The 22,663-nt window shown below is 71.2% G+C and carries 18 protein-coding genes; 7 read left to right on the forward strand and 11 right to left on the reverse strand.

All coding sequences use genetic code 11. The features are described from left to right. Window position 1 precedes the first annotated feature (1 nt). A complete protein-coding gene (gene guaB, locus BMZ47_RS06620) occupies window positions 2-1,495 on the reverse strand; it encodes an IMP dehydrogenase (RefSeq protein WP_007568264.1) in 1,494 nt (497 codons plus the stop codon). 163 nt (window positions 1,496-1,658) lie between these two features. Beyond that, a complete protein-coding gene (locus BMZ47_RS06625) occupies window positions 1,659-2,546 on the reverse strand; it encodes a DUF3313 domain-containing protein (protein WP_091859964.1) in 888 nt (295 codons plus the stop codon). A 206-nt stretch (window positions 2,547-2,752) separates the two neighbouring features. Between BMZ47_RS06625 and BMZ47_RS06630 the strand changes: the two genes are divergently transcribed. Continuing rightward, the gene (locus BMZ47_RS06630) at window positions 2,753-4,192 is read left to right on the forward strand and encodes an MFS transporter (RefSeq protein WP_091859966.1); all 1,440 of its coding nucleotides are present in this window, start codon (window positions 2,753-2,755) and stop codon (window positions 4,190-4,192) included. A 5-nt stretch (window positions 4,193-4,197) separates the two neighbouring features. Here BMZ47_RS06630 and BMZ47_RS06635 read toward each other — a convergent pair whose 3' ends face one another. The 4 genes from BMZ47_RS06635 to BMZ47_RS06650 all read right to left on the reverse strand — a co-directional run bounded on the left by BMZ47_RS06635 (window position 4,198) and on the right by BMZ47_RS06650 (window position 7,959). Then, window positions 4,198-4,728 (reverse strand): DoxX family membrane protein, encoded by a 531-nt coding sequence (locus BMZ47_RS06635; RefSeq protein WP_091859968.1) that lies wholly within the window; start codon window positions 4,726-4,728, stop codon window positions 4,198-4,200. A 130-nt stretch (window positions 4,729-4,858) separates the two neighbouring features. After that, the gene (locus tag BMZ47_RS06640) at window positions 4,859-6,130 is read right to left on the reverse strand and encodes a multidrug effflux MFS transporter (protein ID WP_208601017.1); all 1,272 of its coding nucleotides are present in this window, start codon (window positions 6,128-6,130) and stop codon (window positions 4,859-4,861) included. A gap of 87 nt (window positions 6,131-6,217) precedes the next feature. After that, the gene (locus BMZ47_RS06645; protein ID WP_091859970.1) at window positions 6,218-7,513 is read right to left on the reverse strand and encodes an MFS transporter; all 1,296 of its coding nucleotides are present in this window, start codon (window positions 7,511-7,513) and stop codon (window positions 6,218-6,220) included. A 29-nt stretch (window positions 7,514-7,542) separates the two neighbouring features. Next, window positions 7,543-7,959 (reverse strand): MarR family winged helix-turn-helix transcriptional regulator, encoded by a 417-nt coding sequence (locus tag BMZ47_RS06650; protein ID WP_091859971.1) that lies wholly within the window; start codon window positions 7,957-7,959, stop codon window positions 7,543-7,545. Between the two features lie 158 nt (window positions 7,960-8,117). Between BMZ47_RS06650 and BMZ47_RS06655 the strand changes: the two genes are divergently transcribed. Then, window positions 8,118-12,962, forward strand: coding sequence for an NAD-glutamate dehydrogenase (locus BMZ47_RS06655; RefSeq protein WP_091859973.1), 4,845 nt, complete (start codon window positions 8,118-8,120; stop codon window positions 12,960-12,962). A gap of 231 nt (window positions 12,963-13,193) precedes the next feature. Here BMZ47_RS06655 and BMZ47_RS06660 read toward each other — a convergent pair whose 3' ends face one another. The 3 genes from BMZ47_RS06660 to BMZ47_RS06670 form a co-directional block, all read right to left on the reverse strand. Beyond that, window positions 13,194-14,369 (reverse strand): MFS transporter, encoded by a 1,176-nt coding sequence (locus BMZ47_RS06660; RefSeq protein ID WP_091859975.1) that lies wholly within the window; start codon window positions 14,367-14,369, stop codon window positions 13,194-13,196. 150 nt (window positions 14,370-14,519) lie between these two features. Then, window positions 14,520-15,518, reverse strand: a complete 999-nt coding sequence (locus BMZ47_RS06665) for a LacI family DNA-binding transcriptional regulator (protein WP_091859977.1) — start codon at window positions 15,516-15,518, stop codon at window positions 14,520-14,522. Window positions 15,519-15,631: 113 nt separating this feature from the next. Next, window positions 15,632-16,138 carry a Ros/MucR family transcriptional regulator gene (locus tag BMZ47_RS06670; protein WP_091859979.1) on the reverse strand — a complete coding sequence of 169 codons (507 nt, stop codon included), beginning with the start codon at window positions 16,136-16,138 and terminating at the stop codon, window positions 15,632-15,634. 299 nt (window positions 16,139-16,437) lie between these two features. On the opposite strand from BMZ47_RS06670, the gene BMZ47_RS06675 reads away from it, so the two are divergent. Continuing rightward, window positions 16,438-18,243 carry an outer membrane beta-barrel protein gene (locus BMZ47_RS06675; protein ID WP_244536746.1) on the forward strand — a complete coding sequence of 602 codons (1,806 nt, stop codon included), beginning with the start codon at window positions 16,438-16,440 and terminating at the stop codon, window positions 18,241-18,243. Between the two features lie 5 nt (window positions 18,244-18,248). Here BMZ47_RS06675 and BMZ47_RS06680 read toward each other — a convergent pair whose 3' ends face one another. Both BMZ47_RS06680 and BMZ47_RS06685 read right to left on the reverse strand, forming a co-directional pair. Further along, window positions 18,249-18,953, reverse strand: coding sequence for an SDR family oxidoreductase (locus tag BMZ47_RS06680; protein WP_091859981.1), 705 nt, complete (start codon window positions 18,951-18,953; stop codon window positions 18,249-18,251). Between the two features lie 58 nt (window positions 18,954-19,011). Next, window positions 19,012-19,500 (reverse strand): nucleoside deaminase, encoded by a 489-nt coding sequence (locus BMZ47_RS06685; RefSeq protein WP_230366934.1) that lies wholly within the window; start codon window positions 19,498-19,500, stop codon window positions 19,012-19,014. A 150-nt stretch (window positions 19,501-19,650) separates the two neighbouring features. Between BMZ47_RS06685 and BMZ47_RS06690 the strand changes: the two genes are divergently transcribed. From BMZ47_RS06690 to rsmD, 4 genes are all read left to right on the forward strand, one after another. Next, window positions 19,651-19,842 carry a CsbD family protein gene (locus BMZ47_RS06690; protein ID WP_007558814.1) on the forward strand — a complete coding sequence of 64 codons (192 nt, stop codon included), beginning with the start codon at window positions 19,651-19,653 and terminating at the stop codon, window positions 19,840-19,842. Between the two features lie 77 nt (window positions 19,843-19,919). After that, a complete protein-coding gene (locus tag BMZ47_RS06695; protein WP_007558816.1) occupies window positions 19,920-20,096 on the forward strand; it encodes a DUF1328 domain-containing protein in 177 nt (58 codons plus the stop codon). 147 nt (window positions 20,097-20,243) lie between these two features. Further along, a complete protein-coding gene (locus BMZ47_RS06700) occupies window positions 20,244-22,109 on the forward strand; it encodes a pseudouridine synthase (RefSeq protein WP_208601018.1) in 1,866 nt (621 codons plus the stop codon). After that, the gene (gene rsmD, locus BMZ47_RS06705) at window positions 22,106-22,663 is read left to right on the forward strand and encodes a 16S rRNA (guanine(966)-N(2))-methyltransferase RsmD (RefSeq protein WP_091859983.1); all 558 of its coding nucleotides are present in this window, start codon (window positions 22,106-22,108) and stop codon (window positions 22,661-22,663) included. The genes BMZ47_RS06700 and rsmD overlap by 4 nt, the downstream gene beginning before the upstream one ends.

Here is a 22,663-nt window from a genome sequence, read left to right on the forward strand (position 1 = left end):
GTCAGGTCCGCGACGGGTAGTTCGGGCTCTCGCGGGTGATGGTCACGTCGTGGACGTGGCTCTCGCGCAGGCCGGCATTGGTGATGCGGATGAACTGCGCGCGCTCCTGGAAGTCCGGGATGGTCGCGCCGCCGACATAGCCCATGGCGGCGCGCAGGCCGCCGGCGAGCTGGTGCAGGACGTTGCCCACCGGGCCCTTGTAGGGAACCTGGCCCTCGATGCCCTCGGGCACGAGCTTGTGGGTGTCGTTGACCTCGGCCTGGAAGTAGCGGTCGGCCGAGCCGCGGGCCATGGCGCCCACCGAGCCCATGCCCCGGTACGACTTGTACGAGCGGCCCTGGTACAGGAACACCTCGCCGGGGGCCTCGTCGGTGCCCGCCAGCAGCGAGCCGAGCATTGCCACCGAGGCGCCGGCCGCGATCGCCTTGGCGAGGTCGCCGGAATACTTGATGCCGCCATCGGCGATGACCGGGATGTCGGCCTCGCCGGCCGCCTCCACGGCCTCCATCAGGGCGGTGAGCTGGGGCACGCCGACGCCGGCCACGATGCGCGTGGTGCAGATCGAGCCCGGGCCGATGCCGACCTTGATGGCGTCCGCGCCGGCATCGATCAGGGCCTTGGCGCCCTCGCGAGTCGCGACGTTGCCGGCGATCACCTGGACGGCGTTGGAGAGCTGCTTCACCCGGGCGACGGCGTCGAGCACCTTGATCGAGTGGCCGTGGGCGGTGTCGACCACGATCACGTCGCAGCCGGCATCGATCAGGCGCTCGGCCCGCTCGAAGCCGCTGTCACCCGTTGTGGTGGCGGCGGCGACCCGCAGGCGTCCCTGCTCGTCCTTGACCGCGAACGGGTAGGTGACGCGCTTCTCGATGTCCTTGACGGTGATCAGGCCGATGCAGCGGTAATGGTCGTCGACCACCAGCAGCTTCTCGATCCGGAACTGGTGCAGCAGGCGCTTGGCCTCGTCCTGGGTCACGCCCTCGCGGACAGTGATCAGCCGGTCCCGGGTCATCAGCTCGGCCACTGGCTGGGCGGAGTTGGTGGCGAAGCGCACGTCGCGGTTGGTGAGGATGCCGACCAGCTTGCCCCGGGAGCCGTTGGGGCCGCGCTCGACCACCGGAATGCCGGAGATCCGGTTGAGCTTCATCACCTCGAAGGCGTCGGCCAGCGTCTCGTCCGGGTGGATGGTGATCGGGTTCATCACCATGCCGGACTCGTATTTCTTCACGAGCCGGACCTGCTCGGCCTGCTCCGGCGGCTCTAGGTTGCGGTGGATCACGCCCATGCCGCCGTTGGCCGCCATGGCGATGGCCATCGGCGCCTCGGTGACCGTGTCCATCGCGGAAGCGAGGATCGGCAGGTTCAGGGGGATCGTGCGGGTGAGCCGCGAAGCGACGTTCACCTCGGTCGGCATCACCGAGGAGGCGGCGGGCCGCAGGAGCACGTCGTCGAAGGTCAGGCCCTCGATGATCGTTGCGGAATCTACTCGGGCCATGTGCCAACTTTCCTCGGACGGCCGCGCTGTGAGGGGGTGCGCAGCGGGATCGGGTTGGCAAGTGCCAGTATCATGGGGTCCGCGGCCGCGCCAATGCGCCGTCGCCGCGCCGCGGGGGGAAATCGCGCATGGCTCCCCCGCTTTTTCGTGACGGCGGCGCGGCTCAGCGCGGCGCCGGGGTCGGGCCCTTGTCGGTATATTCCGGCGGCAGGCCGACATAGTCGCCCAGGATGCCGTCGATGCCCGGCGCCCGGCCGAAGGCCTCGCAATCCGGGTCCAGGGGCGCCTCGCCCAGCGTGGTCACGCGGATGCGGTCCCAGGTCGGCAGGGTGTTCGGGGCATTGAACGGATCGTCGCCGGTGGCGAGCATGAAGCCGAAATCCTGACCGAACTCGCCCGCGAGGTCGTAGGCGTCGCTGGCGCGGGAGAAGCGCGGCTGGCTGGTGAACGAGTTCGCGGCCCCGCCCCAGACCATCGCGGCGCGCTGCTCGCGGCGACGGTCCAGCGCCTCGGCCTCGACCGTCAGGCTGCCGAGGCCGATCGGGATCCGCGGGATCGGGATGCGGCCGACGCCCTCGGCGACGCTCAGCCCAAGCTGCGAGGCGACGGTGACGCCGGCCGAGCCCGCGATGGTGGCGCCGGCGCCGAGGAGGTCGGTGGGCTCCACCCGGGTGACCTGCGCCCGCACGGTCAGGTCGGCGTCGCGGCCGGTCACGATGTCGTAGCGCAGCGACAGGTCGTAACAGAGCGCCCGGTCGGCGGCGTTGGCGATCAGGCGGCGCTCGACTTGCGTCAGCGGCGCCGCGCCCTCGACATCGGCGTGGAACGCCGTCGGGATGATCCGCACGGTGCGGGCCTTGGCCAAAGCCGGACGGTCCACGTAGAGCCGCGAGGCCGAGGCCACCGCGCTGCTCGCCTTCAGCCGGTCGTAGCGCGTGAGCGAACCGCGATCGTTCAGCAGCACGGTGCCGCAGGCCGCGACCGTCGACAGGAGCGCGACGGCGACGGCGATCCGCGACAGGGAACGGCGCTTACTCGGACTGGGCTGCATCGATTGTCTCGTGGCCGGCACCGCGCCGGTATCGACGGCCGGAAGACCGCTCGTCGCAAACGTAGCCATTGGACCACCCGCACAAAAGGTGGTGTTCGGTCACGATGCAACCCCTGTTGCGTTGCGGATACAGGCGCGAAACACGACCGTGCGAGATCGCGGCCCCGCCGTGCAACCGTCCCGGCGCGCTACGCGTCTGCTGTCCGATGCCCGCCCCGACCCAAAAACCGTTCTGGATCGTCCCCCTGACGGTGGCGACCGCCCTGTTCATGGAGAACACCGATTCCACGGTGATCGCCACGGCGCTGCCCAGCATCGCGACGAGCCTCGGCGAGGATCCGATCGCCCTGAAGCTGGCGCTGACCTCCTATCTCGTCAGCCTCGCAATCTTCATCCCGGTGAGCGGCTGGATGGCCGACCGCTACGGCTCGCGCACGGTGTTCCGCGCCGCGCTGGTCGTGTTCATGCTCGGGTCGCTGGCCTGCGCGGCCGCCAACGGCCTAGCGTGGTTCGTGGCCGCGCGGTTCCTCCAGGGCATGGGCGGCGCCATGATGGTGCCGGTGGGCCGCCTCGTGGTGCTGCGCAGCGTGCCGAAATCGCAGCTCGTGACCGCGCTCGCCTACCTGACCTTCCCGGCGCTGGTCGGCCCCGTGATGGGGCCGCCGCTCGGCGGGCTGATCACGACCTGGTTCGACTGGCGCTGGATCTTCTTCATCAACCTGCCGATCGGCTGCGCCGGGATTGTGCTGGCCAGCCTCTATTTCGAGGATATCCGCGAGCCGGAGCGGCCGCCGCTCGACATCGCCGGCTTCTTCCTGCTCGGCACCGGCCTCGCCGCCCTGATGCTGGGGCTCGCCTCGATGGGGCGCCACCTCCTGCCCGCCTCGGTGTCTTGGGGATGCCTGGCGGCGGGCGCGGTGCTGCTGCCGCTCTACTTCGTCCATGCGCGGCGGGTCGCCCACCCGATCGTGCGGCTCGACCTGATGAACCGCCCGACCTTCCAGGTCGCGATCCTCGGCGGCAGCCTGTTCCGGGTCGGGACCGGGGCGATCCCGTTCCTCCTGCCCCTGATGCTGCAGGTCGGGTTCGGGCTCGACGCCCTGCATTCCGGGCTGATCACCTTCGCGGCGGCGGCCGGGGCGATGTTCGTGAAGGCCCTGGCGCCCAAGATCCTGCGCCGCCTCGGCTTTCGCACCGTGATGGTCTCGAATGCCGTGCTGGCCTCGGCCTTCCTGGCGGTGAACGGGCTCTATACGGCCGACACGCCGCACTGGATCATGATCGCGCTGCTGTTCATCGGTGGATGCTCGCGCTCGGTGCAGTTCACCTGCGTCAACGCCATCGCATATGCGGACCTCGAATCCCGGGAGATGAGCGCGGCCACGAGCTTCGCCAGCGTCTGCCAGCAGCTGTCGCTGAGCCTCGGGGTCACCCTGGGCGCGCTGGCGCTGGAGGGTACCGCCGGCCTCCATGGCCGGACCCGGATCGAGGCCGGCGATTTCGGGCCGGCCTTCTTCGCGGTCGCCGTGCTGTCGGCCCTCTCCGTGCTGGCCTTCCGCAAGCTGACGCCCGATGCCGGCGCCGAGATTTCCGGCCGGCGGATGGTCTCGGCGACCCCGCCGGCGCTGAAGCCCCGGGCGAGCTGAGACAATCAGACTGCGGCGCGGGCCGGGGCGCGTCCGCCGGCCTTCTTGGCGCCGGCACCGCGGGCGGCCGAGCTCTTGCCGGCGGCCTTGGCCGGCGCGCGCTGCGGGGCCGGACGTTCGGCCGCCTGCCCGGCACGCCAGCCCTGCCAGCTCCAGGCGCCCGGGCCCGTGAGCGCATAGATCAGGAAGCCGCCCGCCAGGCCGAGATCGGCCAGCATCAGCGTCCGCTCGGCTACCGCCGCCGGCCCGACGAATTGCCAGAACGCGTGCAGCATCACGGCCGTCACCGCCGCGAAGGCGGCGAGCGCCAGCCCGGTCAAGCGCGGCAGCACGCCGAGGATCAGGGCGAGCGGGCCGAAGACCTGCACCACCACGGCCGCGGTGGCGACGCCGTTCGGGAACGGCATGCCGCTGCCAGCGAGCGTCAGCGCGAAGCCCGAGACGTTGAGCGCCCGGGCGATCCCGGTCGGCAGCAGCGCGGCGGCCAGGAGCAGGCGCGCGGCGAGAAGGGTTCCGTCCTGGGCGCGGGCGATCATGGTCGAATCCGGTCGGCTGTGAGGGCTGACCGGAGGGTGGCGGATTCTCTTGAAGGCTGGGTTAAGTCCGCTGTTTTCAAGGGCGCATCGTCTTTGTCCGAAAGCCGGCCTCCACCTTTCGGGACGATGCTCAGCCCGCGACCCCGCCCCGGAACAGCCGGCCGCGCTCGGTCCAGAGCACCACCAGGACGGCCAGGCCCCCGAGGGCGGCGTAGCCGATCCCGACCGGCAGCACGGTCCCGTCGAAGGCCTGGCCGATTACGTAGCCGGAGAACGCCCCCAGGATCGTCGTATAGAAGCCGACGAACGACGAGGCCGTGCCCGCGATGGCCCCGAGCGGCTCCAGCGCCAGGGCGTTGAAGTTCGGCAGGGCGAAGCTCATCAGGAACTGGTTCGCCGCCAGGATCGTCAGGAACGCCGCCAGGGGCGGGTGGCCGTGATAGGCGAGGCCGACGCCGACCTGGGCGATCGCCACCAGCGTGAAGGCGATGATGCCGGCATGCGAGAGCGCCCGCATCCCGAGCAGCCGCACGATCCGGGCGTTGATCAGCGTCGCCGCCCCCATGGCGCCGGCCACCAGTCCGAAGGCCAGGGGGAAGAGCGGCCCGAGATGGTAGAGCCCGGTGTCGAACACCTGCTGGGCCGAGCCGACATAGCCCATGATGCAGCCGGTGAGCAGGCCGAGCGCCGTGGCGTAGCCGATGGAGACCCGGGTCGTGACGGTGGTGCGCACCGCGTCCCAGGTCGCCCCGAGCGAGAGCGGCCGGCGATATTCCGGATGCAGCGTCTCCGGCATCCGCAGCGAGAACCAGACGGTCAGCCAGAAGGCCAGCGCCAGCATCGAGACGAACACGTAGACCCAGGAGCCCAGCGCCAGCATCAGGCCGCCGATCGCCGGGGCGATCATCGGAACGATCAGGAAGACCATCATGGTCAGCGACATCACGCTCGCCATCTCGCGCCCGGCGAAGCGGTCGCGCACGATGGCCACGGAGAGCACGCGCCCGCCGGCCGCGCCGATGCCCTGGATCACCCGGGCCGCCAGCAGCCAGCCGAAGCTCGGCGCCACCATCGCGAGCCCGCAGCCGACCACGTAGATCGCCAGGCTGGTGAGCAGGACCTTCCGGCGCCCGAACGTGTCCGAGATCGGCCCGTAGGCGAGCTGGGCGACGCCGAACCCGGCCATGAACACGTAGACGAGGAGCTGCAGCCGGTTCGGATCGGGCACGGAGAACCGGGCCTCGATCGCCGGGAAGGCCGGAAGCAGGTTGTCGATGGAGATGGCGGTGACCGCCATCATCAGCGCGATGATGGCGACGAACTCGGTGAAGCCCGGCCCCGAGCGCTTCTGCGGGGCGCGCGCCTCGTGGACCGGCGGGTTGGGCCGGATCGCGACTGTCACAATGGGCACTCGTGCTGCGAAGGGATCGCCCGAGCGAGGCGCCCCCTTCGCGGCACGCTTATGGCCGTGGCGCCTGCGCGATGCAGCTCAGGCCGGCACCGGGTGCAAGGCCGGCGCCCGGGGATTGCGCCCGACGAAGCCCGCCATCAGGGCGGCGACCAGGCAGAGCAGCCCGGCCGACACGAAGGCGCCGAGATAGCTCCCGGTATCGGTCCGGACCATGCCGGCGAGCCAGGCGGCCGAGGCGGCGCCGATCTGGTGGGACGCGGCGATCCAGCCGAACATGAGCGCGGCGTTCTCCTCGCCGAAGGACTTTCCGGCGAGCTGCACGGTGGGCGGCACGGTGGCGATCCAGTCGAGCCCGTAGAACACCGCGAACAGCGACAGCCCGTAGAAGCTCAGATCGAACGAGTAGGGCAGGAAGATCAGCGACAGGCCGCGCAGGCCGTAATACCAGGCGAGCAGCTTGCGCGAATCGAACCGGTCGGTGAGCCAGCCCGAGGCCGTGGTGCCGATCAGGTCGCAGATGCCCATGACCGCGAGCAGGCCCGCCGCCGTCACCTCGGCGATGCCGTGATCGATGCAGGCTGGGATCAGGTGGGTGCCGATCAGCCCGTTGGTCGAGGCGCCGCAGATGAAGAAGGTGCCGGACAGGAGCCAGAAATCCTTGGATCTCAGGCCGGTCCGCAGGCCGCGCAGGGCCCGGATGGCGGGGTTCTCGGTGAAGGTGGGCGCCGGGGTCACCGTCGTCTCGCCGTAGCGGGGCAGGCCGAGATCCGCCGGACGGTCGCGCAGCAACAGGGCCGCCACTGGGATCAGGGCCAGGGTCACCCCCGCGACCAGCAGCGACACCGAGCGCCAGCCCTGCCCGACCGCGAGCGAGGCCAGAGCCGGCAGGAAGATCAGCTGCCCGGTCGCGCTGCTCGCGGTGAGCAGCCCGACCACGAGGCCGCGGCGCTTGCCGAACCAGCGGCCCGCTACGGTGGCGCCGAGGACGTTGGCGACCATGCCGGAGCCCGAGCCGACCACGATGCCCCAGAGCAGCACCATCTGCCACGGCGCCGTCATCAGGCTGGTGGCGGCCGTGCCGACCGCCAGGATGAACAGGGCACCGCAGACCGAGCGCCGGAGCCCGAAGCGCTCGATGATCGCCACCGCGAACGGCCCGATCATGCCGTACAGGAAGATGTTGAGCGCGATGCCCACGCTGATCGTGGCGGCGGTCCAGCCGAATTCCCGCTCCCAGGGGACGATCAGGATGCTCGGCGTCGCCCGCACCCCCGCCCCGATCAGCAGCACCAAGAAGGTCACCGCAACCACGATCCAGGCGTAATGCAAGCGCGGCACGGGCGGCGCCGGCAGTGTCTCGACGGGTGCGGCCATGTCTAAGCTCCGGGGTGCGAGACGATCGGTCAGGAGGCGGCGATGAGGGCTTCCGCCAGGGCGGCGACGGCCTTGGGATCGACCTGCGCGTTGATCCGGGCCTGAGCAGCCCGCCAGTACGGCGTCGCCGCCGCGACGGCCTCGCGGCCGAGATCCGTCAGGACGACGATGCGCTCGCGCGCATCCTGGCCCGGCTCGATCCTCACGAGGCCGCGCCGCTCCAGCGGGACGAGGTTGCGGGCCATGGTGGTCCGCTCCAGAACCGCCTCGACGGCCAGCCGGGTCAGCGGCGTCGGTCCGAGCCGCTCCAGGCGGCGCAGGATCGAGAATTGCGTCACCCGCAGCCCGGCCGGACGCAGGGCCGCGTCGTAGGACGCCGTGAGGGCGCGGGTCGCCTGGCGAAGCGCGACGCAGGTGCAGGGCTCGGTCGGAGAATCCGTGGTCACGATGCGTGTATATGCACGTATTTCGATGCGGACAAGCCGGGCCTGACGGTTCGTCCGGTTCGACACGCGAGAACCGGGAATTGCGGCCGCCTGTCATCGACACGGCGGATCACCCTGCTATCGCTGCGCCGGCAGGCTCCCGGTTCGTGAGAGGCGCGATGACATTGGAAACCGCCACGGCGTTGTCATCCTCGGAACAGAAGTCGGCCCGGACAGGGCTCATCGAGGCCGCGGCCGAGACCGTCGCCGAGCAGGGCGGGCCCGGCGGCTTCGTCCGCGACCTGTTCGGGCGCGTGACCCCCGAAGATCTGGCCCCCTACCCGGCCGATGCGGTCGCCGATCTCGCGGTCCGGGCGCGCGCCCTCCTGTCCGAGCCGCGCAGGCCCGGCGATCCGGCCCGGGTGCATCTGAGCGACGTCGCGCTGGTGCGCGACGGTCGGCCCCGGGAGATGACGATCGTCGAGATCGTCAACGACAACCGCCCGTTCCTGCTGGATTCGACCCTGGCCGAGCTCACCGAGCAGGGCCTGACGCCGGATCTCGTCGCCCACCCGATTCTCGGGGTCGAGCGCGACGCGTCCGGCGCGCTGGTGCGCGTGGTCGGCGAGACCACCGCCGACGCCCATGGCAGCCTGGCGCGCGAGAGCTTCATCCATCTCCATCTCGGCCGCCTCGACGGCGAGGCCCGCGAGCGCCTGGTGGACGCCCTCGCCCAGGTCTACCGGGACGTGGCCCTGGCGAGCGACGACCACGATGCCATGCTGGCCCGGATCGCCGAGCTGTCCGACAGCCTCGGCCGCGCCCCCTCCCCGCTGCCGGAGGCCGAGATCGCCGAGGCGCGCGCCTTCCTGGACTGGCTGCGGGACGGGCAGTTCCTGGTGCTGGGGATGCGCCAGCACGGCATCGCCGGCGACGCGCATCCGCTGATCGAGGGGTCGAGCCTCGGTGTGCTGCGCGATCCGGGGACCACGCCCCTGCGCCGGGGCCGGACGCCGGTGGATTACACGCCGGAAATCCTCGCCTTCCTGGAGGAGCCGCAGGCGCTGATCATCACCAAGGCGAGCGCGAAGTCCCGCGTCCACCGGGTGTCGTATCTCGACTATATCGGCGTGAAGCTGTTCTCGGCCACCGGCAAGCTCTCGGGCGAGGTGCGGATCGTCGGCCTGTTCACGGCCGCCGCCTATACCAGCCCGGCGCGCGAGGTGCCGGTCCTGCGCCGCAAGGTCGAGGCGGTGGCCGAGCGGGCCGGCCTCGACCCGACCAGCCATGCCGGGCGCAGCCTGCTGGCGGTGCTGGAGACCTACCCGCGGGACGAGCTGTTCCAGATCGATATCGAGCGCCTGTACCGGTTCACCCTTGCGATCGCCAACCTCGCCGACCGGCCGCGGATCCGCGTGTTGTCGCGCCCGGACCGGTTCGGCCGTTTCGTGTCGCTGCTGGTCTTCGTGCCGAAGGACCGGTTCGATTCGACCGTGAGCGCCCGGATCGCCGCCTATCTGGCCGAGGCCTATGGCGGTCGGCCGAGCGCGGCCTATTCGGAGCTGCCCGAAGGTCCCCTGGCCCGGACCCACTACATCATCGGCCTGCCCGACGAGGGTGCGCCGGAGCAGGACCCCGCCGCCCTGGAGGCCGGCATCGCCGCGCTGGTCCGCACCTGGGGCGACGCCCTGGGCGCGGCCCTGGCGGAGGCCCATGACGGCGGCCAGGCCCGCCAGCTGGCGGCGCGCTACGCCGAGGCGTTCTCGGCGGCCTACCGGGACAATTTCCCGCCGGACGCGGCGGTCGCCGACATCGCCATCCTCGAGGCGCTGAGCGACGCACGGCCGCGCGCTGTGCATCTCGGGCGCCGGGCGGGTGATTCCGACGCGCAGGTCCGCCTGAAGGTCTTCTCCCGCGGCACCGCGATCGCCCTGTCGGACCGGGTGCCGGTGCTGGAGAATCTGGGGTTCCGCGTCATCGACGAGCGGACCTACCGGGTCCGGCCGGCGGGGCTCGACGAGTCCGCCCGGATCTGGCTGCACGACATGCGGCTCGAGCGCGCCAGCGGCGCCGCGATCGATCTCGCCACGCTGGAGCAGCCTCTCGAGGAGGCGATGCTGGCATTGGCCGACGGCGCGGCGGAATCCGACGGCTACAACCGCCTCGTGCTGGAAGCCGCCCTTCCCTGGCGGGATGCGGCCCTGCTCCGGGCGCTCGGGCGCTATCTGCGCCAGCTGCGGATCCGCTACGGCCAGGATTACATGGCCGGCACGCTGAGCCGCCATCCCGGGATCGCCCGGGCGATCGTCAACCTGTTCCGGACCCGCTTCGACCCGCAGACCGAGGGCGACCGGGCCGCGCAGGAAGCGGAGACCCGCTCCCTGATCGAGGAGGCCTTGGGCGACGTTACCAGCCTGGACGACGACCGGATCCTGCGCCGGTTCGTCAACCTGGTCGAGGCGGCGGTGCGGACCAACTTCTTCCAGAAGGCCGCGGATGGCGGCCCCCGGGAGACGATCAGCTTCAAGTTCGCCTGTGCCAAGGTGACAGCGATGCCGCTGCCGCGGCCGTTCTTCGAGATCTTCGTCTATTCGCCCCGGGTCGAGGGCGTGCATCTGCGCTTCGGTTACGTCGCCCGCGGCGGCCTGCGCTGGTCCGACCGGCCGGAGGATTTCCGCACCGAGATCCTGGGCCTGGTGAAGGCGCAGCAGGTCAAGAACGCGGTCATCGTGCCGGTGGGCGCCAAGGGCGGCTTCTTCCCCAAGCGCCTGCCGCCCGCCTCCGACCGGGCGGCCTGGATGCAGGAGGGCACCGAGAGTTACCGGATCTTCATCCGCACGCTGCTCGAGCTCACCGACAACATCGTCGACCAGGCGATCGTCCCGCCGCACGACACGGTGCGGCATGATCCTGACGACGCCTACCTGGTTGTGGCGGCCGACAAGGGCACCGCCACCTTCTCGGACATCGCCAACGCCCTCTCCCTGGAGAAGGGCCACTGGCTCGGCGACGCCTTCGCGTCCGGCGGCAGCCAGGGCTACGACCACAAGGGCATGGGCATCACCGCCCGGGGCGCCTGGGAGGCGGTGCGGCGCCACTTCCGCGAGATCGACATCGACGTCCAGACGGACCCGATCACCGTGGTGGGCGTCGGCGACATGTCGGGCGACGTGTTCGGCAACGGCATGCTGCTCTCGCAGAGCCTCCGGCTGATCGCGGCCTTCGACCATCGCGACATCTTCCTCGACCCCAATCCCGACGCGGCGAAGAGCTTCGCCGAGCGCCGGCGCCTGTTCGATCTGGGCCGCTCCTCCTGGGCGGATTACGACCGGTCCCTGATCTCCGAGGGCGGCGGGGTGTTCTCGCGCAGCCTAAAGACCATTCCGCTCTCGGACCAGGCCCGGGCGGCCCTCGGCTTCGACCGTGACGAGGCGACGCCGACCGAGCTGATGCAGGCGATCCTGAAGGCGCCGGCCGACCTCCTCTGGTTCGGCGGTATCGGTACCTATATCCGCGCCACCACCGAGACCGACGAGGATGCGGGCGACCGCGCCAACGACGCCGTGCGGATCACCGGCCCGGAATTGCGGGTGAAGGCGATCGGCGAGGGCGCCAATCTCGGCCTGACCCAGCGCGGACGCATCGAGGCGGCGCGGGCCGGCATCCGGCTCAACACCGACGCAATCGACAATTCCGCCGGCGTGAACACCTCCGACGTCGAGGTGAATATCAAGATCGCCCTGATGGTCCCCGAGCGCGACGGGCGGCTCGATTACGATGCGCGCAACCGGCTGCTGGCCGCCATGACCGACGAGGTCGGCCGGCTGGTCCTGCGCAACAACGAGCTGCAGACCCTCGCGCTGTCGCTCGCCCAGCGCGGAGGCCTCGGCGAGACCGGCTTCGCCATGCGCACCATGCAGGCGCTGGAGGCCGAGGGGCGGCTCGACCGGGCGGTGGAGTACCTGCCGGATGATGCCGCGATCACCGAGCGGATGCGCCGCGGCGAAGGGCTGACCCGGCCGGAATACGCGGTGCTGCTCGCCTACGCGAAGCTGTCGCTCCACGACGCGATCCTCGCGAGCACCGTGCCGAACGACCCCTATTTCGACCGCGAATTGCAGCGCTACTTCCCGAAAGCCCTGCGCGAGCAGTTCCCGGACGCCGTGAAGGGCCACCGGCTGCGCCGCGAGATCATCTCGACGGCTCTGGCCAACATCATCGTCAACCGGGGCGGCCCGTCCCTGGTCACGCGGCTCGTCGACGGGACCGGGGCGGATGCCGCGACCATCGCCAAGGCCTACGCCATCACTCGGGACGCCTTCGGCCTGATGGAGCTCAACCTCGCCATCGACGGGCTTGGCGGCGGCCTCTCCGGGCAGGATCAGTTGGGCCTCTACGCCGAGGTGCAGGGCCTGCTGACCAACCGGATCGTCTGGTTCATCCGCAACCTCGACCTGACCGGCGGCCTCGCCCCGCTGGTGGCGCGCTACCGCGACGGCGTCGCGGCCGTCGAGGCGGCTTTGCCGAAGGTGCTCGATGCCGAGGCGCTCACCGCCATCGGCGACCGGGCGACGGAGCTCGAAGGTCACGGCATGGCCCGGGAACAGGCCCGGCGCCTCGCCTCGCTCAACGCCCTAATCTCCGCGCCGGATATCGTGCGCGTCGCCGAGGCCAGCGGCCGCCCGGTCGAGGAGGTGGCGGCGACCCATTTCGCCCTGGAACACGCGTTCCGGCTGGACGAGCTCGCGGCCGCGGCCCGGACCGTGCCGGTGGCCGACACGTTCGACCGGGTCGCGTTGGAGCGGGCGGTCGCCGGCATCGCCGCCGCCCACCGCAAGCTCACCGCCGAGGTGGTGGCCGATCTCGGGGCCGGCCCGGAGGCGGTCGAGGCTTGGACCAAGGCCCGCGGCGCGCCGCTGGTCCGCATCCGCGACGCGGTGGACGCGATCAGCGCCTCGGGCCTGACGGTCTCGAAGGCGACCGTGGCGGCGAGCCTGCTCGGCGACTTGGTGCGGGCGGATTAGGCGAATGGGCGCCAGCCGAAGCGGCCGGCTTTACCCCCATTCCGAATGAGGCACGGGTCCCCTCTCCCGCACGGGAGAGGGAGCCGGGCGCATCCCACCGATAACGATGTGGAACCCTCACAGCGGGGCGGGCCGGGTGCCGCACCCTGCAAGCCACGATGCGTCAGAGCCCGGATCTGATACCGCGATCCCGGTGCCCCGAAGCGGGCGCGCGATTCGCGGAATCATTCGCTACGCCCCCGGCGCAGAGGCCGAGAACAGCCGGCTGCCGGTCCGACTGACGGCGGTGACCGTCAGGCCGAGGCCGAGGATCGAGACGGCGGCGGCGATCAGCGGCAGCTGGCCGTAACCGGCTCCCAGCGTCAGGGCCGTGCCGCCGAGCCAGGCGCCGGTGGCGTTGCCGAGGTTGAACGCGCCCTGGTTCAGTGTCGAGGCGAGGTTCGGGGCGTCGCTCGCGGCCTCGACCACCCAGATCTGCAGCGGTGAGACCAGCGCGAAGGCGAGGCCCGCCCAGAGGACCAGCACGGCGACGGTCGGGATCGCGTGATGGGCGACACCCGCCAGGACCAGCAGCACCGCCACGATGCCGATGAACCCGCCGATGATCGTCGCCATCAGGCCCCGGTCGGCGAAGTGGCCGCCCGCGAGGTTGCCCACGGTCAGGCCGATTCCCGCCGCGAACAGCACGCCGGTCACGCCCTGCGGCGAGAACCCGGTCACGCCGGTGAGGAACGGCGTGATGTAGGTGAACACCGTGAAGAAGCTGACCGACGACACGGTGGAGATCAGCATCGGCCGGAGCACGGGCCAGCGCCCGAGCGCCCGGAACTCCTTCACGAGGCCGCCGCGTGTGCCGGGCAGGCCGGAGGGCACGAAGGTCTGGATCGCCAGGCCGGCGGCGACCCCGATCGCGACCACGGCCCAGAAGGTCGAGCGCCATCCGGCGACCTGGCCCAGGGCGGTGCCGAGTGGGACGCCGAGCACGTTGGCGAGGGTCAGGCCGGCGAACATCAAGGAGACCGCCTGGGTCCGTTTCTCGCGCGGCACCAGATCCCGCGCCACCACGGCGCCGATGCCGAAGAACGCCCCGTGCGCGAAGGCGGTGACGACGCGGGCCACCATGAGCAGGCCGTAGGTCGGCGCCAGGGCGCAGCCGATATTGCCGATGAGGAATACCGCCATCAGGGCGAGCAGCGCCGTCTTGCGGGGCAGCCGCGCGGTGGCGATCGCCACGATCGGCGCGCCCACGACCACGCCCATGGCGTAGCCGGACACGAGATAACCCGCCTGCGGGATGGTCACGCCGAAGCTTTGGGCGACCTCGGGCAGAAGGCCCATGATGACGAATTCGGTGGTGCCGATTCCGAACGAGGCGACGGCGAGGGCGAGGATCGGCAAGGGGGGCACGGCGACCTCCTACAGACGGGAGACAGGCGTCGCATTGTGCGACGCAGCATGCCGTAAGGATGGGCCGCATCGCGCTTTTGCATAGCGATGCAGACGCGACACACGGTTGCGCCGCGTGCAAGGAGGCCCTCGCGGAGCTGTTCGGATTGCTCAGGCCCGGGTGCTGCCCCGCTCGGTCAAGCGCGGCGGGATCAGGACCCGCTCGCCCGCGGCCGCATCCGTCCCGGACATCCGGTCAAGCATCGCCAGGGTGGCCTCGACCAAGGCCGGGACGTCCTGGTCAAAGCTGGTCAGGTCATAGCCGCCCCATCCCGCCGCTGGGATGTCGTCGTAGCCGATCACCCGGACATCCTCGGGCACGCGCCGACCCGCGCGCCGCAGGGCGTCGATCGTGCCGAGCGCGCAGAGATCGTTGGCGCAGAAGATGCCGTCGACCGGACCTTCGGCGCAGAGCTGCGTCGCCGCCTCGGCGCCGCCCTCGTAGGTATAGGCCGATCCGGCAACGCGCGGCTCGGGCCGGCCGGCTTCGCGCAGGGCCTCGCGGAAGCCGGTCAGCCGCTCGGTGCTGGCGGGGCTGATGGCGGGACCGGCCACGAAGGCGGGATGGCGCACGTCGCGGGCGTGCAGGAGGCGGGCGGCCTGCCGCCCCCCGAGGGCGTTGTCGGAGCCGACCGAGCCGACCCGCGCGGCCGTCACCGGAGTGTTGAACGAGACGACCGGGATCCGTGAGGCCGAGAGCGTCTCGGCGGCGTCCTGGGAGAGGACCGCCAGGGCGCTGACGATCGCGTCGACCCGGTACTGGGCGAGGCGGGCCGCGACGGCGTCGAGGGTGTAATCGCTGTCGACCGGAACCAGCACGATCTGGTTGCCGGCTTCCCGCAGGCATGCCGCGAGGCTCTGGACGACCCGCGCGTAGAACGCATTCTCCAGGCCGCCGACCACCAGGGCCACGAGGCCGGACCGGTCGGTCAGCATGATTTTGGGGATCAGGCTCGGCTGGAATCCGAGGGTCTCCGCCGCGGCCAGAACCTTCTCGCGCGTCCGGGCCGAAACGCTCGCCCCCGGCGTGAAGGTGCGGGACACCGCCGATTGCGAGACCCCGGCGAGGCGGGCGACCTCGATCGACGTCGGGTAGCGCTTCGAGACCATGATCGGCGTGTATCGCTGCGGCAGATGACGCTCTTAGGTTGAGCGCTCCGTCCGCCGTGTCACGCTTCCGGGCGGGTCCTGTCAAACGGATCCGCCGCGACCGGCGCGGGCTTCTACTCCACTGGCGCCTTCTTGCGGCCCCGCGTCTTCGGCGCGGGGGCGGCGGCGGGGGCTTCCTCCACGGGGGTCGCTGCCGCACCGCGGGACTTGCGACGCTGCTGGCCGAGGCCGAGGGCGCGGGCCAGCTCGGAGCGCTGCGCCGAATAGCTCGCCGCCGTCATCGGGTAGTCCCGCGGCAGGCCCCATTTCTCGCGGTAGGCCTCGGGGCTCAGACCGCGCAACGTCAGGTGACGCCGCAGGGTCTTGTAGGGCTTGCCGTCTTCGAAACTGACGATGTGGTCGTGCGTGATAGACTTCCGGATTTGCGCCGGGCTCATCTTTTCCACGACGGTCGAAGACCCCGTCCCCGAAGCCGAAAGGCTGTTCAGGGCTGCGTGAATGCCGCCGATCAGGCCCGGAAGTTCCGAGGGCGGCACCGAATTGTTCGACACATAGGCCGCGATGATATCGACCGCCAGCTCAATGTGTTCGGCCTGCTCAGCTTCAGCGCTATCGCTCACGTTGAACCTCTGACGTAGCAACTATCCGGTTCGCTCAATCCCGTAAGGATCGTATCGAATTCTGCCAGACGCTACCGGATTTGTGAGAAAAGCTCAATCGCTACTTTTGCACGCAAACGAAATTTAAGAGCGATTGGCCGTCGGCTGGACGTGCCGCGCTGGTTCGGCGTTGACGGCGCATTAACCATGCGGGCGCTAGCTTACGTTAACCATACCGACGACCTCGGAGGCGCCGGCGTGATCTGTAGATCCGGCCTCATGGGCCGCGATGCGTAGGTGGAGGCCAAGATCAGGTGCGGATGGCGGGCGCCGATCGGCGGGGACGGCAGGAGATCAGGCTCGCCCTCGCGGCCCTGACGCTCGCGCTCGCCGCATCGCCCGCCCTCGGCCAGCGCTTCGACGCGACCAGCCCGGTCACTGGCCAGCCGGATAATCCCGGGATCGGCCAGGATACCGGGGCGAACGGTCTTCCGGCCCTCCGCCGGCGCGTCCCCGACGGCTTGTCCCGGGATGACGGCCGGGGTTCCTCCGGCGGAGAGGCGACGGGCGGCGAGCAGACCGGGGGCGACAGCCTGCGGTCCCCGCTCTCGCCGGCGATCCCCACGCAGAGCCAGCCGGGCCTCTCGCAGCTCGGGACCCGCATAACCAGCAGCGGCCAGCGCACCGGCGGAACGACCACGGCGCCGAGCAACCGCACGCCGTCGAGCCTGCTGCGCTCCCGGGCCGCCCCGCCCCGGCGCATCGGTTCCCCGACGCGCAGGGTCACCCAGGAGGTCACGCAGGTGCCGGCGCCGGCGCTGCGCCTGACCCCGGTGATCCAGCAGGCCGTGGTCGGCGTGCCGGTGCAGCCGGTCCTGGCGTCGCGCCCCGTCCTGCCGCTCTTCGCGATCACCCCGGCCCTGGGTCTGCTGACGCCGGGATTCATCCTCGGGACGGATCTTGCTCGACCGATCCCGACCGATCCGGCCTACGCGCCGATCGGCTACCGGATCGGCACCTTCACGGTGCTGCCGACCTTCGCGCAGAGCATCGGCTACGATTCGAACCCGGACCAGACCAACCGGCAGGCGGCCCGGGGATCGGTGGCCCTGCGCACCGAGGCCGCGGTGGATTTCCGCAGCGACTGGTCCTCCAGCTCGCTCCAGGGCGCGCTGCGCGGCTCATACCTGGAGACGCCGCAGAACGAGGCCGCCAGCCGGCCGGCCGCGGACGGCACCGTCCGGCTGCGCATCGACGTCAACCGCGACCTGCACGTCGACGCGGAGGGCCGCTTCCTCGTCGACACGCAGCGCACGTCGAGCCCCAACCTTCAGGCCGCCGCGGCGACGAGCCGGCCGCTCCTCGCCGTCTACGGCGCGTCGCTCGGCGCCACGGAGACGTTCAACCGGCTCTCCGTGACCCTGCGCGGCTCGGTCGACCGCTCGCAATTCGACAACGCTCAGCTCGCGGGCGGCCAGACCATCAACCAGGCCGATCGCAACCTGAACCAGTACAGCCTGCAGCTGCGCACCGCCTACGAGGTCAGTCCGGACCTGAGCCCCTTCGTGGACCTGCTGGGCGATACCCGAATCTACGACCTGCGCCGGGACACCAACGGCATCCGCCGCGATTCCGACGGCATCGCCCTCATGGTCGGGGCGAGCTTCGGCCTCGCCCGCTCGATCACCGGCGAGATCTCGGCCGGCATCCAGCACCGCTCCTACGTCGATCCCTCCTTGCGGGACATCGACGCGCCGCTGGTCAACGCCGCGCTGGTCTGGTCGCTGAGCCCGCTCACCACCGTCCGGTTCACCGCGGCGACGGGCGTGACCGAGACCACGATCCTCGGCTCGAGCGGCATCCTCACCGAGGTCGCCACCGTCGAGCTCCAGCACGATCTGCTGCGCAACCTGTCGATCGTGTTCGGCGGCTCGTTCCTGAAGAACGATTACCAGGGCAGCACCATCCGGGAGAACGGCTTCTCCGCCACCGCGCGGCTCGATTACCGCTTCACCCGGTGGCTGACCTTGCGGGGGACCTACATCTACCAGCAGATCGACAGCACGTCGGTGGGCTCGAGCTTCCGCGACAACACCTTCCTGGTCGGCCTGCGGGTCAATCCCTGACCGGGTCAGAAGCGCTCGATCCAGGGGCGCAACTCCAGCTCCGAGGTCCAGGCGCTGCGGTCCTGGCGCAGCAGGTCGCGGTAGGCGCGGGCGATCGCGTCCGGGTCGAGATGGCTGTCCGGGGCGTCCGGCGGCTCGCCGCCCCGGGCCGGATTCCGGATGGCGCCGTCGATCACCACGTGGGCGACGTGGATGCCCTGCGGCTGCAATTCGCGGGCAAGGCTCTGGCCGAGGCCCCGCAGCGCGAATTTCCCCATGGCGAAGGGCGCCGAGCCGGCAAAGCCCTTCACGCTCGCCGAGGCGCCGGTGAGCAGGATCGCCCCGTGCCGGTGCGGCAGCATCCGGCGCGCGGCGGCCTGCGCCACCAGGAAGCCGCCATAGGCCGAGACCATCAGGGATTGGGCTACCGCCGCCGGATCGAGATCGACCAACGGCCCGCGCAGCCGGCCGCTCGCGTTGTAGACGACCACGTCGGGCGCGCCGCCGAGCGCCGGCTCCAGGCGCGCGAACAGGGCCTCGACGTCGCTCGGGTCGCTCGCATCGCAGGCATGGATGGCCGCGCCGGTCTCGGCCGCGAGGGCCGACAGCTTCTCGACGTTGCGGGCCGCGAGCCCGACCTTCAGCCCGTCCGCCGCCAGGAGCCGGGCGAGCGAGGCGCTGAGGCCGGAGCCCGCCCCAACGATCAGGGCGCGCGAATAGGTCGGTGTCATGGGCGGACGCTCCGTTCGATCCTCTGAGGATGCCGCGACGGCCCGCGTCTTCAAGCCCTCAGGCGCGGCGTTCCGCGAAGAAGGCGCGCAGGAGTTCGGCCGCCTCGGTCTCGCGGAAGCCGCCATAGACCTCCGGCGCGTGGTGGCAGGTCGGCTGGTTGAACACCCGCGGCCCGTGCTCAACCCCGCCGCCCTTGGGGTCGGCCGCGCCGTAATAGAGCCGCCGGATCCGGGCGAAGGAGATCGCGCCGGCGCACATCGGGCAGGGCTCCAGGGTGACGTAGAGATCGCAGCCGGTCAGGCGCTCGTCGCCGAGGGCCGCGCAGGCGGCGCGGATCGCCAGGATCTCCGCATGCGCGGTCGGGTCGTGGAGCGCCCGCGGCCGGTTATGGGCGACCGCGAGCACCCGACCGTCGCGGACCACGACGGCGCCGACCGGCACCTCGCCGGCCGCGGCCGCCGCCCGCGCGGCGGCAAAAGCCCGGTCGAACGCCCCTTCGGCGCCCGCGGATTCGTGCTCCGCTCGGTGGATCGGTTCGGCCGCCACTGTGTTTATCACCCCATCGCCGGGACAGGCACCGACCGGCGCCGGACACTGATCCAGGTCAATGTTAATGCCTGGAACATTCCTCTCAGCACCGATGTTGCCATATCGATTGCGGCGCCGCCGCGAGATGATTGGACGGAAGGAAACGCCATGAGCAGCACCACCGACAAGATCAAGGGCGCGGCCAACGAGGCCCTCGGCAAGGCCAAGCAGGGTCTGGGTGACGTGACCAACAACGACAAGCTGAAGACCGAGGGCGCCGCCCAGGAGCTCAAGGGCAAGGCCCAGGGCACCGTCGGGGATGCCAAGAGCGCCGTGAAGTCGGCGACCGACAAGATCTGAATTCGCTGACCCGACGGGATCGGAATCCGCCGCCGGCGGGTTTCGATCCTGAACCGGCTGAACTTCGTGAGGATGCCATGATCGGTTGGGCTATCACGTTTCTCGTCGTCGCTCTCGTGGCGGCGCTCCTGGGTTTCGGCGGCATCGCCGGCACGGCCGTCGAGGCGGCCAAGATCGTGTTCTTCGTGGCGATCGCCCTGTTCCTGATCTCCGCCGTGTTCGGCGTGATGCGCGGGCGGTCTCCGAGACTCTGAAGGACGCGCTTCTGAAGCGCCGCGCCGAAAGGCGCGTGAACCGGGGCGGTCCATCTGGGCCGCCCTTTCGCGTTCGGGCGGGGCATATTCCTTTGCCGCCGCTTAACCCGTCTCGCCTGTCCGGGCCGGCTCTGGTAAGGCCGGCGCATGAGTGACTTGCCGAAAGATGACGGTCCGGGGGCTTCCGCCCAGCCGGACGCCGAGACCACGCGAACCGAACGCTGGACGCCCGCGACCGATGCGGGCAGCGAATCCGCGACGCCGCCGAAGGGCCACCCGTCCGCGAGCGAGCCGAAACCGCCCCGGCCCTCCGTGCCGGCCGAGCCCATGCCTGAGCCTGCGGAGGCCGACGGCGAAGCGGCCACACCGCCCGGCGAGCGCATCGCCAAGGCCATGGCCCGGGCCGGCATCGCGTCGCGGCGCGACGCCGAGGCGATGATCCTGGCCGGGCGCGTCAGCGTTAACGGCGAGACGCTGACCTCGCCCGCACGCAACGTCACCGACGACGACACGATCCTCATCGACGGCGAGCGCATGCCGGCGCGCGAGCGCAGCCGCCTGTGGATCTTTCACAAGCCGCGCGGCCTCGTCACCACCGCGCGCGATCCGGAAGGCCGCCAGACGGTCTTCGAGGTCCTGCCGGAGGATTTGCCCCGGGTGGTGGCGGTCGGCCGGCTCGACATCAACACCGAGGGCCTGCTGCTGCTGACCAACGATGGCGGTCTCGCGAAAGTGATCGCCCATCCCGACACGGGCTGGCTGCGCCGCTACCGCGTCCGCGCCCATGGCGACACCGATCAGGCGCAGCTCGACAAGCTCGCCAAGGGCGTGACCATCGACGGGATGGAGTACGGCCCGGTCGAGGCGACGCTGGACCGCGTCCAGGGCGACAATCTCTGGCTGACGCTCGGGCTGCGCGAGGGCAAGAACCGCGAGGTCAAGCGGATCCTCGAACATCTGGGCCTGTCGGTGAACCGGCTGATCCGGCTCTCCTTCGGTCCGTTCCAGCTGGGCGATCTGGAAGTCGGCCTCGTCGAGGAAGTGCGCATGCGCGTCCTCAAGGACCAGCTCGGCAAGGCGCTCGCGGAGCAGGCCGGAGTGGATTTCGAGAGCCCGGTCCGCGAGCCGATCGGCGCCTTCGGCAGCCCGAAGAAGGCCGAGCGCGCCCCGGCGCCCGCCGGCACCCGCAACGCCGCGCGCCCCGCGCCGGCACCCCGGGTCTCGACCGGCGGGGTCGGCTCCGGCCCGCGCAAATCCGCCTGGCGGGCCGAGGAGGAGACAGGTAAGCCGCGGGCCGCCCGTGTCCCGCGCCGGGGCGCCGATCCCCGCGCGTCGCAGGCGGCCGCAGCCGAGCGCGGCCATGAGCGGGTCGGGTCGTTCCAGAAGGGCGACCGCCGGGTCGTCGTCGAGCGCCTCGCTCCGAGCCCGGTCGAGCCGGTCCAAGAGGAGAAGCCGCGTCGGCGTTACGCCGATCGCGGCGCCCCCGAGGGCGGACAGCGCAGCGCGGCGGGCCGTCCGGAACGTGGCGGTTGGGATAGAGGCGGACCGTCGCCGCGGAGCGATCGCGGTCCGGGCGGGCGGCCGAGCTACGGGGACCGTTCGGGACCGCGCGACTCGGCGCGGAGCGCGTCCGGTCCGCGCGACGACGCACGGCGCGACGATCGCCGCGACGCGAAGCCGGCCGGACGCCGGGATCGCCCGTTCGCCGGGGCATCGGCCGAGGGCGCCCCGCGCGGTGGCGGAGGCTTCCGGAGCGAGCGGTCCGGCCCCGGGGGCAAGCCCGCTTTCGGCGGCGCGAAGCCCGGCGGTGGATCGCGCCCGGGCGGCAAGCCCGGCGGTTTCGCCGGCAAGAGCGGCGGCGGCTTCGGCGGCAAGGCGCCCGGCGGCTTTGCCGGAAAGGGCCCGGGCGCCAAGCCCGGCGGACGTCCGGGCGGCTTCAAGGGCGGTGGCAAGCCCGGCGGCGCGAGACCGGGTGGCGCTGGCGGCGGGCGTCCGCCGCGCGGAGGCCGATGAGGATCGTCGGCGGTGCGTGGCGCGGCCGCAAGCTGGCGACGCCGCGCACCGATGCGATCCGCCCGACCTCGGACCGGTTGCGTGAATCCCTGTTCAACGTCCTGACCCATGCCTACGACGACGTGGTCGTGGGCGCGCGGGTGCTCGACCTGTTCGCGGGCACCGGCGCGCTGGGTTTCGAGGCGCTGTCCCGCGGCGCTTCCTACGCGCTCCTGGTCGATGAGGGCGCCGAGGCGCGCGCCGTGATTCGCTCGAACATCGAGGCCTTCGGCGCGGAAGGCGTGACCCGGCTGTTCCGGCGCGACGCGACCCGCCTCGGGCCGGTCGGCACCACGGCGCCGTTCTCGCTCGTCTTCTGCGATCCACCGTACAATCGCGGATTGGCGCCCCAGGCGCTGGCGAGCGCCGCCGCCGGGGCTTGGCTCGCGCCGGGTGCCCTCGCCGTCGTGGAAGAGGCCGAGGGCGTCCAGCTCACATGGCCCGAGGGTTTCACCGTGCTGGAGCGTCGGGTCTACGGCGACACAGCGGTTGCCATGGCGCGCTTCTCCGCCTGA

Origin of the sequence: Methylobacterium brachiatum (assembly GCF_900113845.1) — a bacterium.
Lineage (GTDB): Bacteria > Pseudomonadota > Alphaproteobacteria > Rhizobiales > Beijerinckiaceae > Methylobacterium > Methylobacterium brachiatum.

What these genes read in the sequence shown, in the direction of transcription:
- guaB (WP_007568264.1), bottom strand. Translation starts at nt 1,495, where the DNA reads ATGGCCCGAGTAGATTCCGCAACGATCATCGAGGGCCTGACCTTCGAC.
- BMZ47_RS06625 (WP_091859964.1), bottom strand. Translation starts at nt 2,546, where the DNA reads ATGCAGCCCAGTCCGAGTAAGCGCCGTTCCCTGTCGCGGATCGCCGTC.
- BMZ47_RS06630 (WP_091859966.1), top strand. Translation starts at nt 2,753, where the DNA reads ATGCCCGCCCCGACCCAAAAACCGTTCTGGATCGTCCCCCTGACGGTG.
- BMZ47_RS06635 (WP_091859968.1), bottom strand. Translation starts at nt 4,728, where the DNA reads ATGATCGCCCGCGCCCAGGACGGAACCCTTCTCGCCGCGCGCCTGCTC.
- BMZ47_RS06645 (WP_091859970.1), bottom strand. Translation starts at nt 7,513, where the DNA reads ATGGCCGCACCCGTCGAGACACTGCCGGCGCCGCCCGTGCCGCGCTTG.
- BMZ47_RS06655 (WP_091859973.1), top strand. Translation starts at nt 8,118, where the DNA reads ATGACATTGGAAACCGCCACGGCGTTGTCATCCTCGGAACAGAAGTCG.
- BMZ47_RS06665 (WP_091859977.1), bottom strand. Translation starts at nt 15,518, where the DNA reads ATGGTCTCGAAGCGCTACCCGACGTCGATCGAGGTCGCCCGCCTCGCC.
- BMZ47_RS06675 (WP_244536746.1), top strand. Translation starts at nt 16,438, where the DNA reads ATGGCGGGCGCCGATCGGCGGGGACGGCAGGAGATCAGGCTCGCCCTC.
- BMZ47_RS06680 (WP_091859981.1), bottom strand. Translation starts at nt 18,953, where the DNA reads ATGACACCGACCTATTCGCGCGCCCTGATCGTTGGGGCGGGCTCCGGC.
- BMZ47_RS06690 (WP_007558814.1), top strand. Translation starts at nt 19,651, where the DNA reads ATGAGCAGCACCACCGACAAGATCAAGGGCGCGGCCAACGAGGCCCTC.
- BMZ47_RS06695 (WP_007558816.1), top strand. Translation starts at nt 19,920, where the DNA reads ATGATCGGTTGGGCTATCACGTTTCTCGTCGTCGCTCTCGTGGCGGCG.
- BMZ47_RS06700 (WP_208601018.1), top strand. Translation starts at nt 20,244, where the DNA reads ATGAGTGACTTGCCGAAAGATGACGGTCCGGGGGCTTCCGCCCAGCCG.
- rsmD (WP_091859983.1), top strand. Translation starts at nt 22,106, where the DNA reads ATGAGGATCGTCGGCGGTGCGTGGCGCGGCCGCAAGCTGGCGACGCCG.